The sequence below is a fragment of the Enterobacter sp. MGH 37 genome (assembly GCF_000534515.1).
Classification (GTDB): domain Bacteria; phylum Pseudomonadota; class Gammaproteobacteria; order Enterobacterales; family Enterobacteriaceae; genus Enterobacter; species Enterobacter kobei.
In genome coordinates this window covers 2,101,585-2,117,224 of sequence record NZ_KI973205.1, presented here as the reverse complement: position 1 = coordinate 2,117,224, position 15,640 = coordinate 2,101,585, and the positions used below count along the sequence as shown (strand labels likewise).

Sequence of the window (15,640 nt, the reverse complement as noted above, 5' to 3'; positions counted from 1 at the left end):
GCCGGTTGCGGCAGCTAAATAAGCCGTTATTATTTTGGACTTTTTAACGTATTCCCTGACAGGACCGCCAGATACTATGCCCGTGAATTTCGACCTCAACGATCTCTATGCCTTCAGAGCGTTAGTGGAATACGGTAACTTCCGTGTCGCCGCTGAATCTATCTGCCTGTCCCAGTCAGCGCTGAGCCGCAGGATTGAAAAGCTGGAAGCCGCGCTGGGGAACCGACTCTTTGACCGAACCACCCGTCGCGTCTCGCTGACGTTATACGGGCAAAACTTTGCGGAACGCTCCGCGCAGCTGCTCGATAACGTAGAGTCAATGCTGGCTGATGTCGATAAAGCCAGCGAAGAGCGGACGGGGCTGATCACGGTGGCCACGGTACCTTCCGCAGCCTGTTACTTTATGCCCGATGTGATCCGTCGCTTTCAGTCTCGCTATCCGCGCGTTCGCATTAAGCTCATCGACAGTAGCGCGGGCAACGTGATGGACGCCGTGGCCCGAAGCCAGGCGGATTTTGGTATTTGCTTCGCAGGAAACTTGTCGTCTGAAATCGAATTCTTCCCGCTGGTGGAGGATGTGTATGTTGCAGCATGCAGAAAGGATCACCCGCTGGCGCAGAAGAGCCAGCTGACGTGGCAGGCATTTTTTCAGCAGAATTACATCTCTCTCGATAAAACGTCCGGCAATCGCAACCTGCTCGATCGCCTGCTGGGGGATATCATTCCCGAGCGTCCCAGCGTCTGCGAAACGCGTCATGTCACCACGATGCTTGGTATGGTAGAGGCGGGGATCGGCATTGCTGCCGTTCCCGCCATGTCGATGCCGACGTCAGAGCACACGCTGCTGACCCATTTGCCGCTGGTGGCGCCGGAGGTGAAGCGTACCGTGGGGCTTATCCGACGCCGGGGGCGCATCCAGTCCTATATTGCGGCTGAGCTTGAAAAACAGATCACCGAGCAGTATCGCCGGACGTAACGGGGATCATCCCCGTCTCGCGGATGACTTCCCTTGAGGGCGGTGAGGCGAGATAGTTCAGCAGCGCTTTTCCCTCCGCGGGATGTTCCGCGTCACGGGTGACCGCGCCAGCGAAGCGCGTGATGTATTGCAAATTATCCGGGATTTTACCGATAAAGGTGACGCCCTGAATCGGCAGCAGCTCGCTGACCTGCTGGAACCCGACGGCGTATTTTCCTTTCGCCACTTCTGATGCGACCGGAATGCGCTCGACTTTTGTCGCTTTGCCCGTCACCTCCTTTTCAATCCCCAGCTTTTTGAACAATTCTTCACTGACATACCTGCCGCTGGCGCTGTCTGAGTAGGCGATGGAGCGAGCCTGCAGCAGGGTATTACGCAGCGTCGTCTCGCTGCTGATATCAGGGATATCCGCACCTTTTTTCACGACCATGCCGATGGGAGAGTCCGCGAGTTCAGTCCGCGTACCCGGCCGGGTCAGACGGGCCTGTTCAAGCTTCGCCAGTGCATTGCCCACCATAATCACCACGTCGGCTTTCTCTCCGCGCGCGAGCCGGTTTGGGATTGCCTGCGGCGTAGTGCCCATTGAGGGTCCGGGGATGATCACAATGTTATCCCCGGTCCGGCGTTCATACTCCGGGGCCAGCTTTTCCAGGGCGGCTTTGAATCCGCCCGAAATCATGACCTTCACGTCCTCTGCGCAGGCATTGACGCTCAGGAACATCGCCATTAGCGCGATGGCGGTAGAGCGAGACGTACGTTTCATGCGGCCCCCTGTGACTTAACGGTGTTTTGCAGTGATGCCGCGCGGCGACGGTAGAGGTAGAGCGTTGCGAGCAACGCGCAGACCGCCGCAAAGCTCATCCAGTATCCCGGTGAGGCTTTGTCACCCGTGTATTCAATCAGCGCGGTGGACATCACCGGGGTGAAACCGCCAAAGACGGCGGTAGCCAGGCTATAAGCCAGCGAGAACCCCGCCACGCGGACTTCAGCAGGCATGATTTCCGTCAGCGCCGGGATCATCGCGCCGTTATACAGGCCGTAGAGGAAAGAGAGCCACAGCAGGACGCTCAGCATCATGGAGAAGCTGGGGGCCGCCGCCAGCATCGTCAGTGCCGGGTAGCTGGTGGCGAGCGCCAGCAGCGTCATGACAACCAGCACCGGTTTACGCCCGAAGCGGTCCGAGAGGGCTCCACCTATCGGCAGCCAGATGAAGTTAGAGACGGCCACCAGCAGCGTGACAAGCAGGCTGTCCGACGCGCTCAGCATCAGCACTTTTTTGCCGAAGGTTGGCGCGTAAACGGTGATCAGGTAGAACGCGGTAGTGGTCATCGCCACCATCAGCATACCTGCGACCACAACCTGCCAGTTTGTCAGCAGCGTTTTGAAAACCTGGCGCATCGCCAGATGATTGCGCCGTGCGTTGAACGCTTCGGTCTCCTCCAGCTTACGACGCAGGAAAAAGATGAACGGCACGATTAAACAGCCAAACAGAAACGGGATGCGCCAGCCCCACTCGCGAATGGCGCTCTCCTCCATCAGGGCATTCAGGGCAAAGCCCATCGCCGCGGCGACCATAATGGCAACCTGCTGGCTGCCGGACTGCCAGCTGGTGTAAAAACCTTTGCGGCCCGGCGTGGCGATTTCTGCCAGATAGACCGAGACGCCGCCAAGCTCCGCACCGGCGGAAAAGCCCTGCAGCAAACGGCCCGTCAGCACCAGCAGCGGTGCCCACAGCCCAATGCTCTGATACGACGGAATAAGCACAATCAGGAATGTTCCGGCAGCCATGATCGACAAGGTGACAATCAGCCCTTTACGACGACCCACTTTATCGATGTAAGCGCCGAGCACAATAGCGCCGATCGGACGCATCAAAAAGCCCGCGCCAAAGACGGCAAAGGTCATCATCAGCGAGGCAAATTCACTGCTCGCCGGGAAGAACGTATGCGCGATGTAGGTGGCATAAAAGCCGAACAGAAAGAAGTCGAATTGCTCAAGAAAGTTGCCCGAGGTGACGCGAAAAATCGCGCCCGCTTTCGCACGGACCGTTGCAGGTGAGGTTGAGGAAACCATGATTATCTCCAGTTTTTATCGTGACGTTATGCTCGTCTGTTTTTGAAAACTGGATCAGGAAACGGAAATTAATAAGCGCAAAGAGTGAATGAACTGATGCGCGTTGTGCATCAATGACAGGATGTTGACCAGGATTTACATACCTAACAATAACTTAACAATCTTGTGATTTTTTATTCACGCTAATTCGCTAAGTTGCTGATATCGCTGTTTTGTGACATCGCGCAGAGGAGACGCCAGGCAGCGCCTGGCTCTAAAAATCAGCGTAGCGCGTTCGCGATTGCGCTAAACATTAACGATGCTTCCAGCGGCTGAGCGCTGAAGGACGGTTCCGCCTGCGGCCAGGTGGACCACTGGACGATAACCAGGTTCTCTTTCTGATTCACCATAATCATCTGTCCAAAGATCCCCAGCGCCCAGAGCGACTCTTTAAGTGAGTTGTCGACCTTTGGCGCGACGTGGGTGGCATTAACCGGCACTTCGTTATTCCACCACTGATAGCCATACAACCCGTTCGGATGCGCGGCGGACACCGAACCTTTTGCCTGCGTCCAGTCTGAGGACTGTTTTACCCAGCCTTCGGGCAGGATCTGCTTCCCGCCGGGCAATGTGCCGTTATGAAGGATGAACTGACCGAAGCGGCCCCAGTCTTCCAGCGTGGCGTTAAAGCCGTGGGCGCCGACATCATGCTGGCCTTTGCTGTAGGCATGCCACACGCCGTTGCTGGCCATGCCGTAGGGTTGCCAGATACTTTTCTCCAGATACGCCGCGAGCGTCATGCCGGTTGCGCGTTCAAGCACGTCACCCAGCAGCCACGCGCCGCCCGAGGAATAGGACCAGTTTTCGCCCGCAGGGTGTGCGCGGTGTAACCCTTTTACTAATGTCCGCACGCAGTCATAGGTGCCCGGTTTGGCTTCGCACTCTGTCAGCTTTGCGAAATCGGATCCCGGATTCGTGTAGTCCTCATTCCACGCCACGCCGGAGGTGTGGGTAATAAGCTGTCTCAGCGTCACACCGTCCCAGGCGGTGCCTTTCAAATCAGGTTCATATTGGGTAATAAGATCGTCGAGGGAGTGGATTTTTCCCTCTTTAATCGCTACCCCAACCAGCGCAGAGACCACCGATTTACCGACAGAGCGTGAGGTCCAGAGCGTGCTGTCGGTATTCCCTTCACCCAGATACTTATAGGCAACGTGGCCGTTTTTTAATACCAGCATGCCGCTGACGTTCTGGCGTTTCAGGTAATCATGGAGATCGTAGGTCTTGCCATTCACCTGATAGCGGGCATCGGTCAGCGGTTTTTCTGCGGCCAGCAACGGCGAGGCGTTGCCGTGATGGAATACGTCGCCCGCATAGTTGCGGTAGTCATTGCGGAAACCCACGACGCGGTCGGCCTGGCTCCAGGTGAGCATCGTATGTGCGTCCGGCAGTTTTGTATCAAAAGGGGCAGGACAGGTGTCGAGAACGGTACCGTTGCAGGCAGCCATGGCGGCAGGAGAGAGCAGGCTGCTGACAATCAGCGCCGCGAGCAGAGTGCGGTTTGTTTTGTTTTTCATGTTTTTCTCGTATGGCTCAGGAAGGACTTCAGTTTACGAACCCGCGGCCTATAATAAAAAACGCGTTATGGGGGAAAATCCCCCGAAAAGGAACTGTGGAGGATCGCGTGGCGTCATTGATCTATTCGTTTGCCCAGCTTGAGGCGTTCACCGCCGTGGCTGAACATGGCAGCCTGGTGAAGGCGGCCACTAAACTGGGTAAAGACCGCACGACCCTGCGCGATCTGATTGATTTTCTGGAAGATGGTCTGGGTTACGCGTTGTTCCTGCGCGAGGGGCGAACCCTGCGGTTAACGCTGGAGGGGGAGCAGTTACAGCGGCAGGCGCATCTGTTGATGCGTCAGGTAAAAGCCTTTGAGGCGTTCGCCAGAGCCGTTCCGCAAAGCGCGACGCAGGATATTGCGCTCGTCTACGATCCGTTCACCCCGCGCGCTTTTTTGCAGGCGCTGATAGCAAAAATGGCGAGCCAGAATATTCGGCTGAGCCTGACCAGCACCTCGCGTGATGAAGCGGAAGCGATGCTCGCCAGCGGTGAGGCCGATGTGGGGATCTGTCAGGCACGTAATCGCAGCGTAGGCAATGAGATGGAATGGCGGGCGTTAGGGTCCATAGAGATGGATTTTTACGCCTCGAAAGCGCTGTTCCGGAATAACGCCTCCCCGGTTTCGCTACTCGATCTCTCTCTGGTGCCGCAGGTCGTTATGCATGCGGCGTCTGACGAGCCGGTCGCGCGCCGTCTGCAAATCTCCGGACATACCCTTTTTACCAATGAACTTGAGATGCTGCGCGGTCTGCTGGAAAAGGGGTGCGGCTGGGGATTTTTGCCGACGCATCTTCATGCGGCGCAGTGGAAGGATGTAAAAAGGCTGCCCCGAGGTGGGCAGCCAGGGGATAGCTCAGACGATGGTGACCATCTGGAAACCGGGTAGCGACAAGCGCGGGCTTATCAACGAAACGCTGTCGCTGTTACCGGCGTTGTGGAAGGCCTCAGCGCTGTGAGCAGCCTTTGCACTGTTGATTCTGGATCTGCTGGAAGAAATCGTTGCCTTTGTCATCCACCAGGATAAACGCCGGGAAATTTTCCACTTCAATTTTCCAGATGGCCTCCATACCCAGTTCAGGATACGCCACGCACTCCAGGCTCTTAATGCTGTTTTGCGCCAGCACCGCCGCCGGACCGCCAATGCTGCCGAGGTAGAAGCCGCCGTGCTTATGGCAGGCGTCGGTCACCTGCTGGCTGCGGTTGCCTTTCGCCAGCATGATCATGCTCGCACCGTGGGATTGCAGTAAGTCTACGTACGAGTCCATACGTCCCGCGGTGGTCGGGCCGAGTGAGCCAGAGGCGTAACCTTCCGGCGTTTTGGCCGGACCTGCGTAGTAAATCGGATGATCTTTAACGTACTGCGGCAGTTCCTCGCCGTTATCCAGCAGCTCTTTCAGCTTCGCATGGGCAATATCGCGCGCCACGATGATGGTCCCGTTCAGCGACAGTCGGGTAGAGACCGGGTGCGCGGAGAGCTGGGCCAGGATTTCATTCATCGGCTTGTTCAGGTTGATGCTGACCACGTCGCCTTCACCCTGCTGACGCAGTGATTCAGGAATATACTGGCCCGGGTTGTGTTCCAGTTTTTCAATCCAGATCCCGTCGCGGTTGATTTTCGCTTTGATGTTGCGGTCTGCGGAGCAGGAAACCCCCATGCCGATCGGGCAGGACGCGCCGTGGCGCGGCAGGCGAATCACGCGGATGTCGTGGGCAAAATATTTACCGCCAAACTGTGCGCCCAGGCCGAGGTTCTGCGCTTCCTCGAGCAGTTCCTGTTCCAGCTTAACGTCGCGGAACGCCTGGCCATGTTCTTTACCTTCGGTTGGCAGCGCGTCATAGTAGCGGGTAGAGGCCAACTTCACGGTTTTCAGCGTGGCTTCTGCGGAGGTACCGCCGATCACAAACGCGATATGGTAAGGCGGGCAGGCGGCGGTGCCGAGCGTGCGCATCTTCTCAACCAGGTAGTTTTTCAGCTTCGCAGGGGTAATCAGCGCTTTGGTTTCCTGATAGAGATAGGTTTTATTCGCGGAACCGCCGCCTTTTGCCATGCACAGGAATTTGTACTCATCACCGTCCACGCTGTAGAGGTCAATCTGCGCGGGCAGGTTGGTGCCGGTATTCACCTCTTTATACATATCCAGCGCGGCGTTCTGGGAATAACGCAGGTTGTCTTCAATGTAGGTGTTATACACGCCCTGGCTCAGGGCGGCTTCGTCACCGCCGCCTGTCCAGACGCGCTGGCCTTTCTTGCCCATGATGATCGCGGTGCCGGTATCCTGACAGGTCGGCAGGACGCCTTTTGCGGCAATTTCAGAGTTGCGCAGGAACTGCAGGGCGACGTACTTATCGTTCTGGCTGGCTTCCGGGTCGTTAAGAATGGCGGCAACCTGTTTCTGATGAGAAGGACGCAGCATAAAGGCGGCATCGTGGAAGGCCTGCTGCGCCAGCAGCGTCAGGGCTTCCGGCTCGACTTTCAGGATTTCCTGCCCCTCGAACTCGGCAACGGAGACGTGCTCTTTGGTGAGCAGATAATATTCGGTGTCGTCATGGGAAAGAGGGAAGGGGTTCTGGTAGATAAACGGTTTGTTTGACATAGCTTGCTCCACAAAAATAAAACCGCCGGAGGAAGACCCCGGCGGTCAGAAATCAGAACATCATCGACATCCACGGATAACCAATCAGCAGCAGGGCCGCCAGGAAGATGGCACCGAAGATAGTGCCCAGGCGCCAGTAGTCTTTGGTTGGCAGGTAGCCGCTACCGTAGTAAATCGGGCTTGGGCCGGTACCGTATGGGGTGATGATCCCCATTACACCCAGCGAGGTCACCATCAGCAGGACGAACACTTCCATATTCATGCCCGGAATGGTGGAGGCGATGGTCAGCATCGCGGGCAGCAGCGCGGTGGTGTGTGCGGTGGTGCTGGCAAACAGGTAGTGCAGCAGGTAGAACGCCAGCAGCAGGACGATAGTCGCCACGCCCGGAGAGATACCGCTCATCAGCAGACCGCCTTCTTTACCTAACCAACTGATAAAGCCGGTAGAGGAGAGGCCATCCGCCAGCGCCACCAGGGTGGCGAACCAGACGAAGGTGTTCCACGCGGCTTTGTTACCAGTGATATCGTTCCACTCCAGCACACCGGTCCACAGCATCAGACCGACAATTAACAGGGCAGCCATGGCAGGTTCAATCCACGCGGCGGCGAAGATCCACATCAGCAACGCACAGCACACGAAGACCAGCAGCAGGATCTCATTGCGCGACAGTTTGCCAAGTTTTTCCAGCTCGCGGGTCGCCCACAGCGGTACTTCGTTATTCACTTTCACTTCAGGCGGGTAGAACCAGTAGGCCAGCAGCGGCATGGTCAGAATCAACAGGATGCCAAGCGGCAGGAACGCGAGGAACCAGGTGCCCCAGGAGATATCAATCCCAACGGTGCTTTTCACCAGCGCCAGCGCCAGCAGGTTCGGCGCCAGAGCGGAGAGGAACATAGAACTGGTGATACAGGCCGCGGTGATAGCCACCCACATCAGATAAGAACCAATTTTGCGCGCGCTTGGGTCGTTGGGTTTTGAGCCGTACAGCGGCGGCAGGTTAGCGATAATCGGGTAGATGGTCCCGCCGCTGCGCGCCGTGTTGGACGGGGTAAACGGTGCCAGCAGCAGGTCCGCAAAGGTAATAGCATACCCGAGCGTCAGGCTGCGACGGCCGAGATATTTTACCAGAATCAGCGCCAGACGGCGGCCGAAGCGGGTTTTGTCATAGCCTGCGGCAAACATAAAGGCACCGAAAATCAACCAGACCGTTGAGTTACCGAACCCGCTCACCGCCCATTTGAAGGAGGCGCCTGCCAGCTTGAATTTTGGATCTGCCAGCTGGTCCGGGCTGAAGAGCACCCACTGGCTACACAGCGCAATGGCGACCACGCCGGTCAGGCCAATCACCGCGCCAGGCAGTGGTTCGAAGATCAACCCGACGATCACGCCAACGAAGATAGCGAAGTAGTGCCACGCGTAAGGCGGTAAACCTTCCGGTACCGGAACAAACAGCAGCAGTACGGCGACGATGACGGGCAACGCCATCATCAGCAGTCTTTTCGCTTTTCCATTTGATGCCTGGTTCGCCACTGGGGGCGTTACAGCAGTTTTTGTATTCATAGTTTCACGTCTTAAGTTGTCAAAAATTCGGTGGTGCAGAAAAAACCAAATGCGTTTTTTTAAGTTTCTTTGCTTTTTTTAGTTATTAAAGGTGCGGTTTGGTTTTTTCATTAATAACGATTTAACGCCTTTCTGTGTGCGTTAAATTAAAAATTGATGATGTTTTTATATTGCGCTTTTGGATGCTGCAACTATTGATCAGGATCAAAAAAACAGAAGTGCAGCGTTATTTTCGTGCTTTTATTAATAACCACTCTGGCGTATGGGGTTATTATTTATTTTTATCGTTTTCTTTATCATTCTTGTAACAATCCAAAATCTGGTATTAATTTTATTGTTTGATTTTATTGAAATTTTTATGGTTAAATGAAATTGGTATGACCAATGTTTATTTAACGTATTTTAAATTATTGTAAACGGGTGAATTATTATCACTAACACCATTGTGTTATTTCTGTTATCTCAGGGATTAAATAGTTTTTTAACTAACGTAATGGCTTTAGAAACTAAAAAAATCATTATATTAGTATCATGACATCGGCAAATAACAACCAATTTAAAAATTAAACCCGATAACGAATTCTTAATTTTAAAAGTTTGGAGTTTCTATTATGAGCACTAACGAACGCATTCTTAGCCCCTTCACATTACCGAATGGCACTGAACTGAAAAACCGTTTGTTAATGGCCCCGATGACCACCTGTACCGGCTACTATGACGGTACTGTCACCAGTGAGCTGGTGGAGTACTACCGGGCTCGCTCCGGCAGCATCGGTACCATCATCGTGGAGTGCTGCTTCGTTGACGATCTCGGTCTCGCCTTCCCGGGCGCCATCGGTATTGATAACGACGAGAAAATTGCCGGGCTGGCGAAAATCGCAGAGGCGATTAAATCCAAAGGTTCGAAAGCGCTGCTGCAGATCTACCACGGCGGCCGTATGGTTGACCCAAAACTGATTGGTGGCCGTACCCCGGTTGGCCCAAGCGCGGTGGCCGCACCGCGTGACGGTGCCGCAACGCCGGTTGCACTGACCGCCGAAGAAGTAGAAGGAATGATCGGCAAGTTTGGGGAAGCTGTGCGTCGCGCCATTCAGGCCGGTTTCGACGGCGTGGAAATCCACGGGGCCAACACCTACCTGATTCAGCAGTTCTACTCACCGAACTCTAACCAGCGCGATGACGAGTGGGGCGGCAGCCGCGACAACCGCGCGAAGTTCCCGCTGGCCGTGCTGGACATTACGCACAAAATGGTACGCCAGTACGCGGATGATGCCTTCATCATTGGTTACCGCTTCTCCCCTGAAGAGCTGGAAGTTCCGGGCATCCGTTTTGAAGACACCATGTACCTGCTGGAGAAACTGGCCGCGCGCGGCGTGGATTACCTGCACTTCTCCGTCGGTGCAACCCTGCGTCCTTCGATTGTCGACACCCAGGACCCGACCCCGCTCATCGAAAAATACTGCGCGATGCGTTCAGAAACGCTGGCGCAGGTTCCGGTCATGGGCGTGGGCGGCGTGGTGAATGCTTCAGACGTGAATGACGCGCTGGACCACGGTTACGACCTGATTGCCGTTGGCCGCGCCACCATCGCTTATCCGGACTGGACAGACCGCATCGCGGCTGGCGAAAGCCTTGAGCTGTTTATGGACAGCACCAAACGCGAGGAACTGAACATCCCGGAACCGCTGTGGCGCTTCTCGCTGGTGGAAGCGATGATCCGCGACATGAGCATGGGCGAGTCTAAATTCAAACCGGGCACCTTCGTCGAGAAAGTGCAGGACGACGCTAACGAGCTGGTGATTAACGTCAGCCTGGAAACCGACCGCATTGCGGACATCGCGCTGGCCTCCGGCCCAAGCGAAGACGTTGAGTTTGTGACCAGCTTCGAAGAGATCCGTACCCGCATTCTGGATGCCAACACCCCGCACGTGGATGCCATCACTGGCGCAACCAGCCAGAGTGAAGCGGTGAAAAAAGCGGTTTCTAAAGCGATGCTGAAATCCAGTAAAGCGCAGGCGGCAGAGGAGGGCGTTGACCCGAACGAAACCCGCAGCGTTGACGTGGTTGTCGTGGGCAGCGGCGGTGCCGGTCTGGCGGCGGCGATTCAGGCGCACGACGAAGGCGCAAGCGTGCTGATTGTCGAGAAAATGCCAACCATCGGCGGTAACACCATCAAAGCTTCTGCCGGGATGAACGCCGCTGAAACTCGCTTCCAGCGCGTGAAGGGTATTCAGGACAGCAAAGAGCTGTTCTACCAGGAAAGCCTGAAAGGCGGCGGTAACAAGAACAACCCGGAACTGCTGCGTCGCTTTGTCGAGAACGCACCGGAAGCAATTGAGTGGCTGGCAACCCGCGGCATTATGCTCAACGACATCACCACCACCGGCGGGATGAGCATCGACCGTACTCACCGTCCAAAAGACGGTTCTGCAGTAGGCGGCTATCTGATCAGCGGTCTGGTGCGTAACGTCAACAAACGTAACATCGAGGTGATGCTGGATACCTCCGTCAGTGACATTATTTTCGAAAACGGCGAAGTGACCGGCGTGCGCCTGACGACCGAAGAGAATGAAACCGTCATCGTGGCAACCAAAAGCGTGATTGTGGCGACCGGCGGCTTCAGCGCCAACAGCCAGATGGTGGTGAAATACCGTCCGGACCTGGAAGGATTCGTCACCACCAACCATAAAGGGGCCACCGGCGGCGGTATCGCACTGCTGGAGCGCATCGGGGCGGGCACCGTGGATATGGGCGAAATTCAGATTCACCCCACCGTGGAGCAGAAAACCTCGTACCTGATTTCCGAATCCATCCGCGGCGGCGGGGCGATTCTGGTCAATCAGAAAGGGGAGCGCTTCTACAACGAAATGTCGACCCGCGACAAAGTCTCCGCGCAGATCATCGCGCTGCCAGAGAAATACGCTTACATCGTCTTTGATGAACACGTACGCGCCAAAAACAAAGCTGCGGATGAGTACATCGCCAAAGGGTTCGTGACCAGCGCCAGCTCACCAAAAGCCCTGGCCGAAGCGCTGGGCATGGATCATCACGCCTTCCTGGCAACGCTGGAACGCTACAACGGCTTTGTGGAGAAACAGCACGACGATGATTTTGGCCGTACCACCGCGCTGCGTGCGCCAATCAATGAAGGGCCGTTCTACGCCATTCAGATTGCGCCGGGCGTGCACCACACCATGGGCGGTGTGACCATCAACACTGAAACCTGCGTGCTGGACAGCAACCACAACGTGCTGCCAGGGGCATTTGCTGCGGGTGAAGTGGTCGGCGGGATCCACGGCGGTAACCGTATCGGCGGTAACGCGGTGGCAGACATCATTATTTTTGGTACCCTTGCCGGACATCAGGCGGCGATGCGCGCAAAAATGGCATAAAGCACCTGTGTTGTAGGCCGGATAAACGCAACGTTATCCGGCGATTTCCCCGGCGGCGCGGTGCTTGCCGGGGCTACATCTGAGGAAACATGCATGTCAGATAACCGTGTTTACAGTTACTCCGCCGTCCTGATGGGTTCCCCCATCCTCCTGAAACTCTTCACCCATGACGAAGCCCTCGCCTCCCGCGTGTTTCGACTCATCAAACAGTATGAAGATCTGCTTACCGTCAACCGTGCCCACTCGCAGGTGATGGACATCAACCACGCGGCTGGGCAGCATCCGGTCATCGTCAGCCGACCGGTGTTCGAGCTGATCCGCTGTGCAAAAGCGACAAGCCTGCTCAAGGACAGCGCTTTTAACCTGGCGATAGGCCCGCTGGTGAAGCGCTGGAAAATTGGTTTCCGGGGTGACAGCGTTCCGCCTGCTGATGACATTGCGGCGCTGCTGGCGATTACCCGTCCTGAGGATGTCATCCTTGATGAGGCGCAGAGCAGCGTGTTTCTGGCGAGAGCAGGCATGGAGATCGACCTGGGCGCCATCGCCAAAGGCTATATCGCTGACCGGGTGCGGGATTACCTGCACAAAGAGGGGACCGAGCGGGGACTCATCAACCTGGGGGGAAATATCCAGACGTTGGGCTCACCGGAAGGGGGCTGGAGCGTCGGGCTGAAAAAACCGTTCGTCAGCGGCGCGCTGATTGGCGCGATGACGGTGGAAAACCGCTCCGTGGTGACGTCAGGAACCTACGAGCGCTTCTTTGAGCAAAACGGCAAGCGCTATCACCATATTCTCGATCCGCGCACCGGATACCCGCTGGACAACGCGCTGGACAGCGTCACCATCGTGTCAAAAGAGTCTATCGACGGCGATATCTGGACCACGCTGATGTACGGCATGGGCATAGAGAAGGGCTGCGCGGTGCTGCGTTCTCGCCCGGATATTGAAGCCATTTTTGTGACCAAAACAAAAGAAGTGGTGATCTCATCGATGCACCACTTCCGCTTTACGTTGCTGGATAATACCTACCGCGTTACTGACAGTACTGCTTAAGCAGCCCCGTCTGTTCCGGCTGGAGACGGTAACGATACACTGGCCGCCCGGTGGCACCGTAGTGAATGCTGGTGAACAGAATGTTGATTTGCGCTAGCCAGATCAGGTATTTGCGGCACGACACGCGGGAGATATTCACCGCGCTCGCCAGGTCATCGGTGGAAAACTCCATCTCCGGGTGGGCGTCAATCCACTGGCAGATCGTGCGCAGCGTCTGCGGCGTTAACCCTTTCGGCAGCTTTTTGCTGTCCGCCAGCTCCGGCGCTCCGCCGTGGATCAGGCGGTCAACGTCGGCCTGTTCATAATACGGATGCGATTCCATCAGGTTATGCTTCGCTTTCCAGCCGTTGAGCGCCTCTTCAAAGCGCGGGAACTGGAAGGGTTTGATCAGGTAATCCACCACGCCGTAGTGGATAGAGGTCTGGATCGTGGCGGCATCGGCGGCCGAGGAGATCATAATGACATCGATCGGGCGGCCGGACGCGCGAATCACGGGCAGCAGATCCAGCCCGTTATCCTGCTGCATATAGACATCCAGTAGCACCAGATCGACCGGCTGACCGGGGTCGTTAATCATGGCCTTCGCCTGGTTGAGCGTGGAGGCGACACCGCAGCAGCTAAAGCCTTCAACACGGTTGACATACAGACGGTTGAGGTCGGCCACCATGGCGTCATCATCGACAATTAATACATTTATCACGCGATATTCCTCTCGCTATCCCAGGGGATGTGAACAAAAAATTGGGTAAAGACGCCAGGCTCAGACTCCACGGAGATCTCTCCGCCCAGGTTCTGAATCTGCTGGCGAGCAAGGAACAGCCCAACGCCGCGGTTTTCACCTTTCGTTGAGAAGCCCTTAGTAAAAATAGCCTCCAGCTGAGTGGGATCAATGCCGGGGCCATCGTCGCTGACTTCGCAACTAAGCCAGCCATTCTGATAATGCAGCAGCAGGCCGATCTCGCCTTCCTGCTGTCCTTCCATCGCGTCGAGCGCGTTTTCAATCAGGTTACCCAGCGCGGTGATCAACACCGCGACCTGCTCTTCGCTGGCGGTATCCGGTATCTGGCTTTCGTCCGCCAGCGTCAGGGTGACGCCCGCCTCTTTTGCCCGGTTGATTTTACCCAGCAGGAACCCGGCAATGACCGGCGATTTTACCTTGCTCTGGATCGTACCGATATCCGTCTGGTAATTATGCGCCGTCTGGATGATGTACTCCTCCAGCTTGTCGTAGCGCTTCATATGCAGCAGGCCAAGGATCACATGCAGTTTATTCATAAACTCGTGCGTGTGGCTGCGCAGGGCGTCGACGTAGTTGACCATGCCATCAATGCGCTGCATCAGCTGGCTGATTTCCGTTTTATCGCGGAAGGTGGCGATCGCCCCGATGACCTGCTCCTGGCTTTTGACCGGCACCATGTTGCACAGCAACAGCCGACCGTTACAGCTGATCTCCTGATCCTGGCGCGCGACGCCGGTTTTTGAAATCTCACGCAGGCTGGCTAAAAGTGGTGCGCTGGCGTTTTCCGTTTGCTTGCCGGAGGGCAGGAGTAAAATTTCTCTGGCGGTGTGGTTGATCATCGTCACGCGCCCGTGAATATCGACGGCCAGTACGCCTTCGCGAAGCGACTGCAGCATCGCCTGACGTTGTTCGAAAAGGGCGGATATCTCGTAGGGTTCGAGGCCGAACAGAATGCGCTTCAGCACCCGCACCAGGCCCCAAATCGCCATTGAACTCATAAAGATACTGAATAATATCGTCCAGAGCGCATTCAGCCGCCCGCGGGCAATCTGGTCTTCCACCTTTTTGAGGGAGATACCGACCACCACCACTCCGATCTGATCGTGCTGGCTGTCATAAACCGGGGTAAAGACGCGAAGCGCTTCGGCGAGGGCGCCCCGGTTAACCGAGACATTCTCTTTACCTTCCAGGGCGGGTTCCAGATCGTTGCCAATAAAATGCAGGCCAATCAGTGCTTCGTTCGGGTGCGAGTAACGAATACCGCGCATGTCGGTCACCACGGTGAGCAGCAGATCGTTGCGTTGGGTGATCGCTTTGGCGATGGGCTGAATGATGTCGGCCTGCGGGGACTGCATCAGGCCTCGCTGGATCTCCGGGCTGTCGGCCAGCGTGCGGGCGATACCCAGTGCGGTGTCTTTGACATCATCGCGGGTGGCCCGGGTGATCTGAACGGAGTAGAGCGCAAAGACCAGAAGCAGCACAGAGGCAATAATCGCGCATACCATCAACGTGACCAGCGTGTTCAGTTTCATGGGGCGCTTGCGCGTCAGAAGGAAAGGCTGCAAATCGCTCATCAATACTCCGCGATGATTAACAAAGGGGTAATTATCGCTGATGACGCGCGTTTCTTAAAGCCATGTAAAGGCGTGGATT

Annotated in this window: 10 protein-coding genes and 1 pseudogene; 4 read left to right on the top strand and 7 right to left on the bottom strand. The window is 56.1% G+C overall.

The window, feature by feature from the left end; all coding sequences use genetic code 11:
• Positions 1-76: 76 nt before the first annotated feature.
• On the top strand, positions 77-976 hold the full coding sequence (locus tag L383_RS13605) for an L-proline-binding transcription factor PsrA (protein ID WP_023330833.1): 900 nt from the start codon (positions 77-79) through the stop codon (positions 974-976).
• On the opposite strand, the gene L383_RS13610 is transcribed toward L383_RS13605, so the two are convergent.
• The 3 genes from L383_RS13610 to L383_RS13620 form a co-directional block, all read right to left on the bottom strand.
• The gene (locus L383_RS13610; RefSeq protein WP_023330832.1) at positions 951-1,739 is read right to left on the bottom strand and encodes a substrate-binding domain-containing protein; all 789 of its coding nucleotides are present in this window, start codon (positions 1,737-1,739) and stop codon (positions 951-953) included. The genes L383_RS13605 and L383_RS13610 overlap by 26 nt on opposite strands.
• Entirely contained in the window at positions 1,736-3,049 is a 1,314-nt protein-coding gene (locus L383_RS13615; protein WP_023330831.1) for an MFS transporter, read from the bottom strand. The genes L383_RS13610 and L383_RS13615 overlap by 4 nt, the downstream gene beginning before the upstream one ends.
• 260 nt (positions 3,050-3,309) lie before the next feature.
• The gene (locus L383_RS13620) at positions 3,310-4,605 is read right to left on the bottom strand and encodes a serine hydrolase domain-containing protein (RefSeq protein ID WP_023330830.1); all 1,296 of its coding nucleotides are present in this window, start codon (positions 4,603-4,605) and stop codon (positions 3,310-3,312) included.
• Between the two features lie 95 nt (positions 4,606-4,700).
• On the opposite strand from L383_RS13620, the pseudogene L383_RS13625 reads away from it, so the two are divergent.
• Positions 4,701-5,604, top strand: a pseudogene (locus tag L383_RS13625) (LysR family transcriptional regulator).
• Here the strand turns inward: L383_RS13625 and fumA are convergent.
• Positions 5,593-7,242: a class I fumarate hydratase FumA gene (gene fumA, locus L383_RS13630; RefSeq protein ID WP_023330828.1), complete on the bottom strand. Its 1,650-nt coding sequence runs from the start codon at positions 7,240-7,242 to the stop codon at positions 5,593-5,595. The pseudogene L383_RS13625 and the gene fumA sit on opposite strands and share 12 nt — an antisense overlap.
• A 52-nt stretch (positions 7,243-7,294) precedes the next feature.
• Positions 7,295-8,803, bottom strand: coding sequence for an anion permease (locus L383_RS13635; RefSeq protein WP_014884418.1), 1,509 nt, complete (start codon positions 8,801-8,803; stop codon positions 7,295-7,297).
• A 611-nt stretch (positions 8,804-9,414) separates the two neighbouring features.
• Here L383_RS13635 and L383_RS13640 point away from each other — a divergent pair.
• Entirely contained in the window at positions 9,415-12,195 is a 2,781-nt protein-coding gene (locus tag L383_RS13640; protein ID WP_023330827.1) for a flavocytochrome c, read from the top strand.
• Between the two features lie 93 nt (positions 12,196-12,288).
• On the top strand, positions 12,289-13,248 hold the full coding sequence (locus L383_RS13645) for an FAD:protein FMN transferase (RefSeq protein WP_023330826.1): 960 nt from the start codon (positions 12,289-12,291) through the stop codon (positions 13,246-13,248).
• Here the strand turns inward: L383_RS13645 and dcuR are convergent.
• A complete protein-coding gene (dcuR, locus tag L383_RS13650) occupies positions 13,229-13,948 on the bottom strand; it encodes a two-component system response regulator DcuR (RefSeq protein WP_014884414.1) in 720 nt (239 codons plus the stop codon). The genes L383_RS13645 and dcuR overlap by 20 nt on opposite strands.
• Positions 13,945-15,561 carry a sensor histidine kinase gene (locus tag L383_RS13655; protein ID WP_023330825.1) on the bottom strand — a complete coding sequence of 539 codons (1,617 nt, stop codon included), beginning with the start codon at positions 15,559-15,561 and terminating at the stop codon, positions 13,945-13,947. Before L383_RS13655 ends, dcuR begins: the two co-directional genes overlap by 4 nt.
• Between the last annotated feature and the right edge of the window lie 79 nt (positions 15,562-15,640).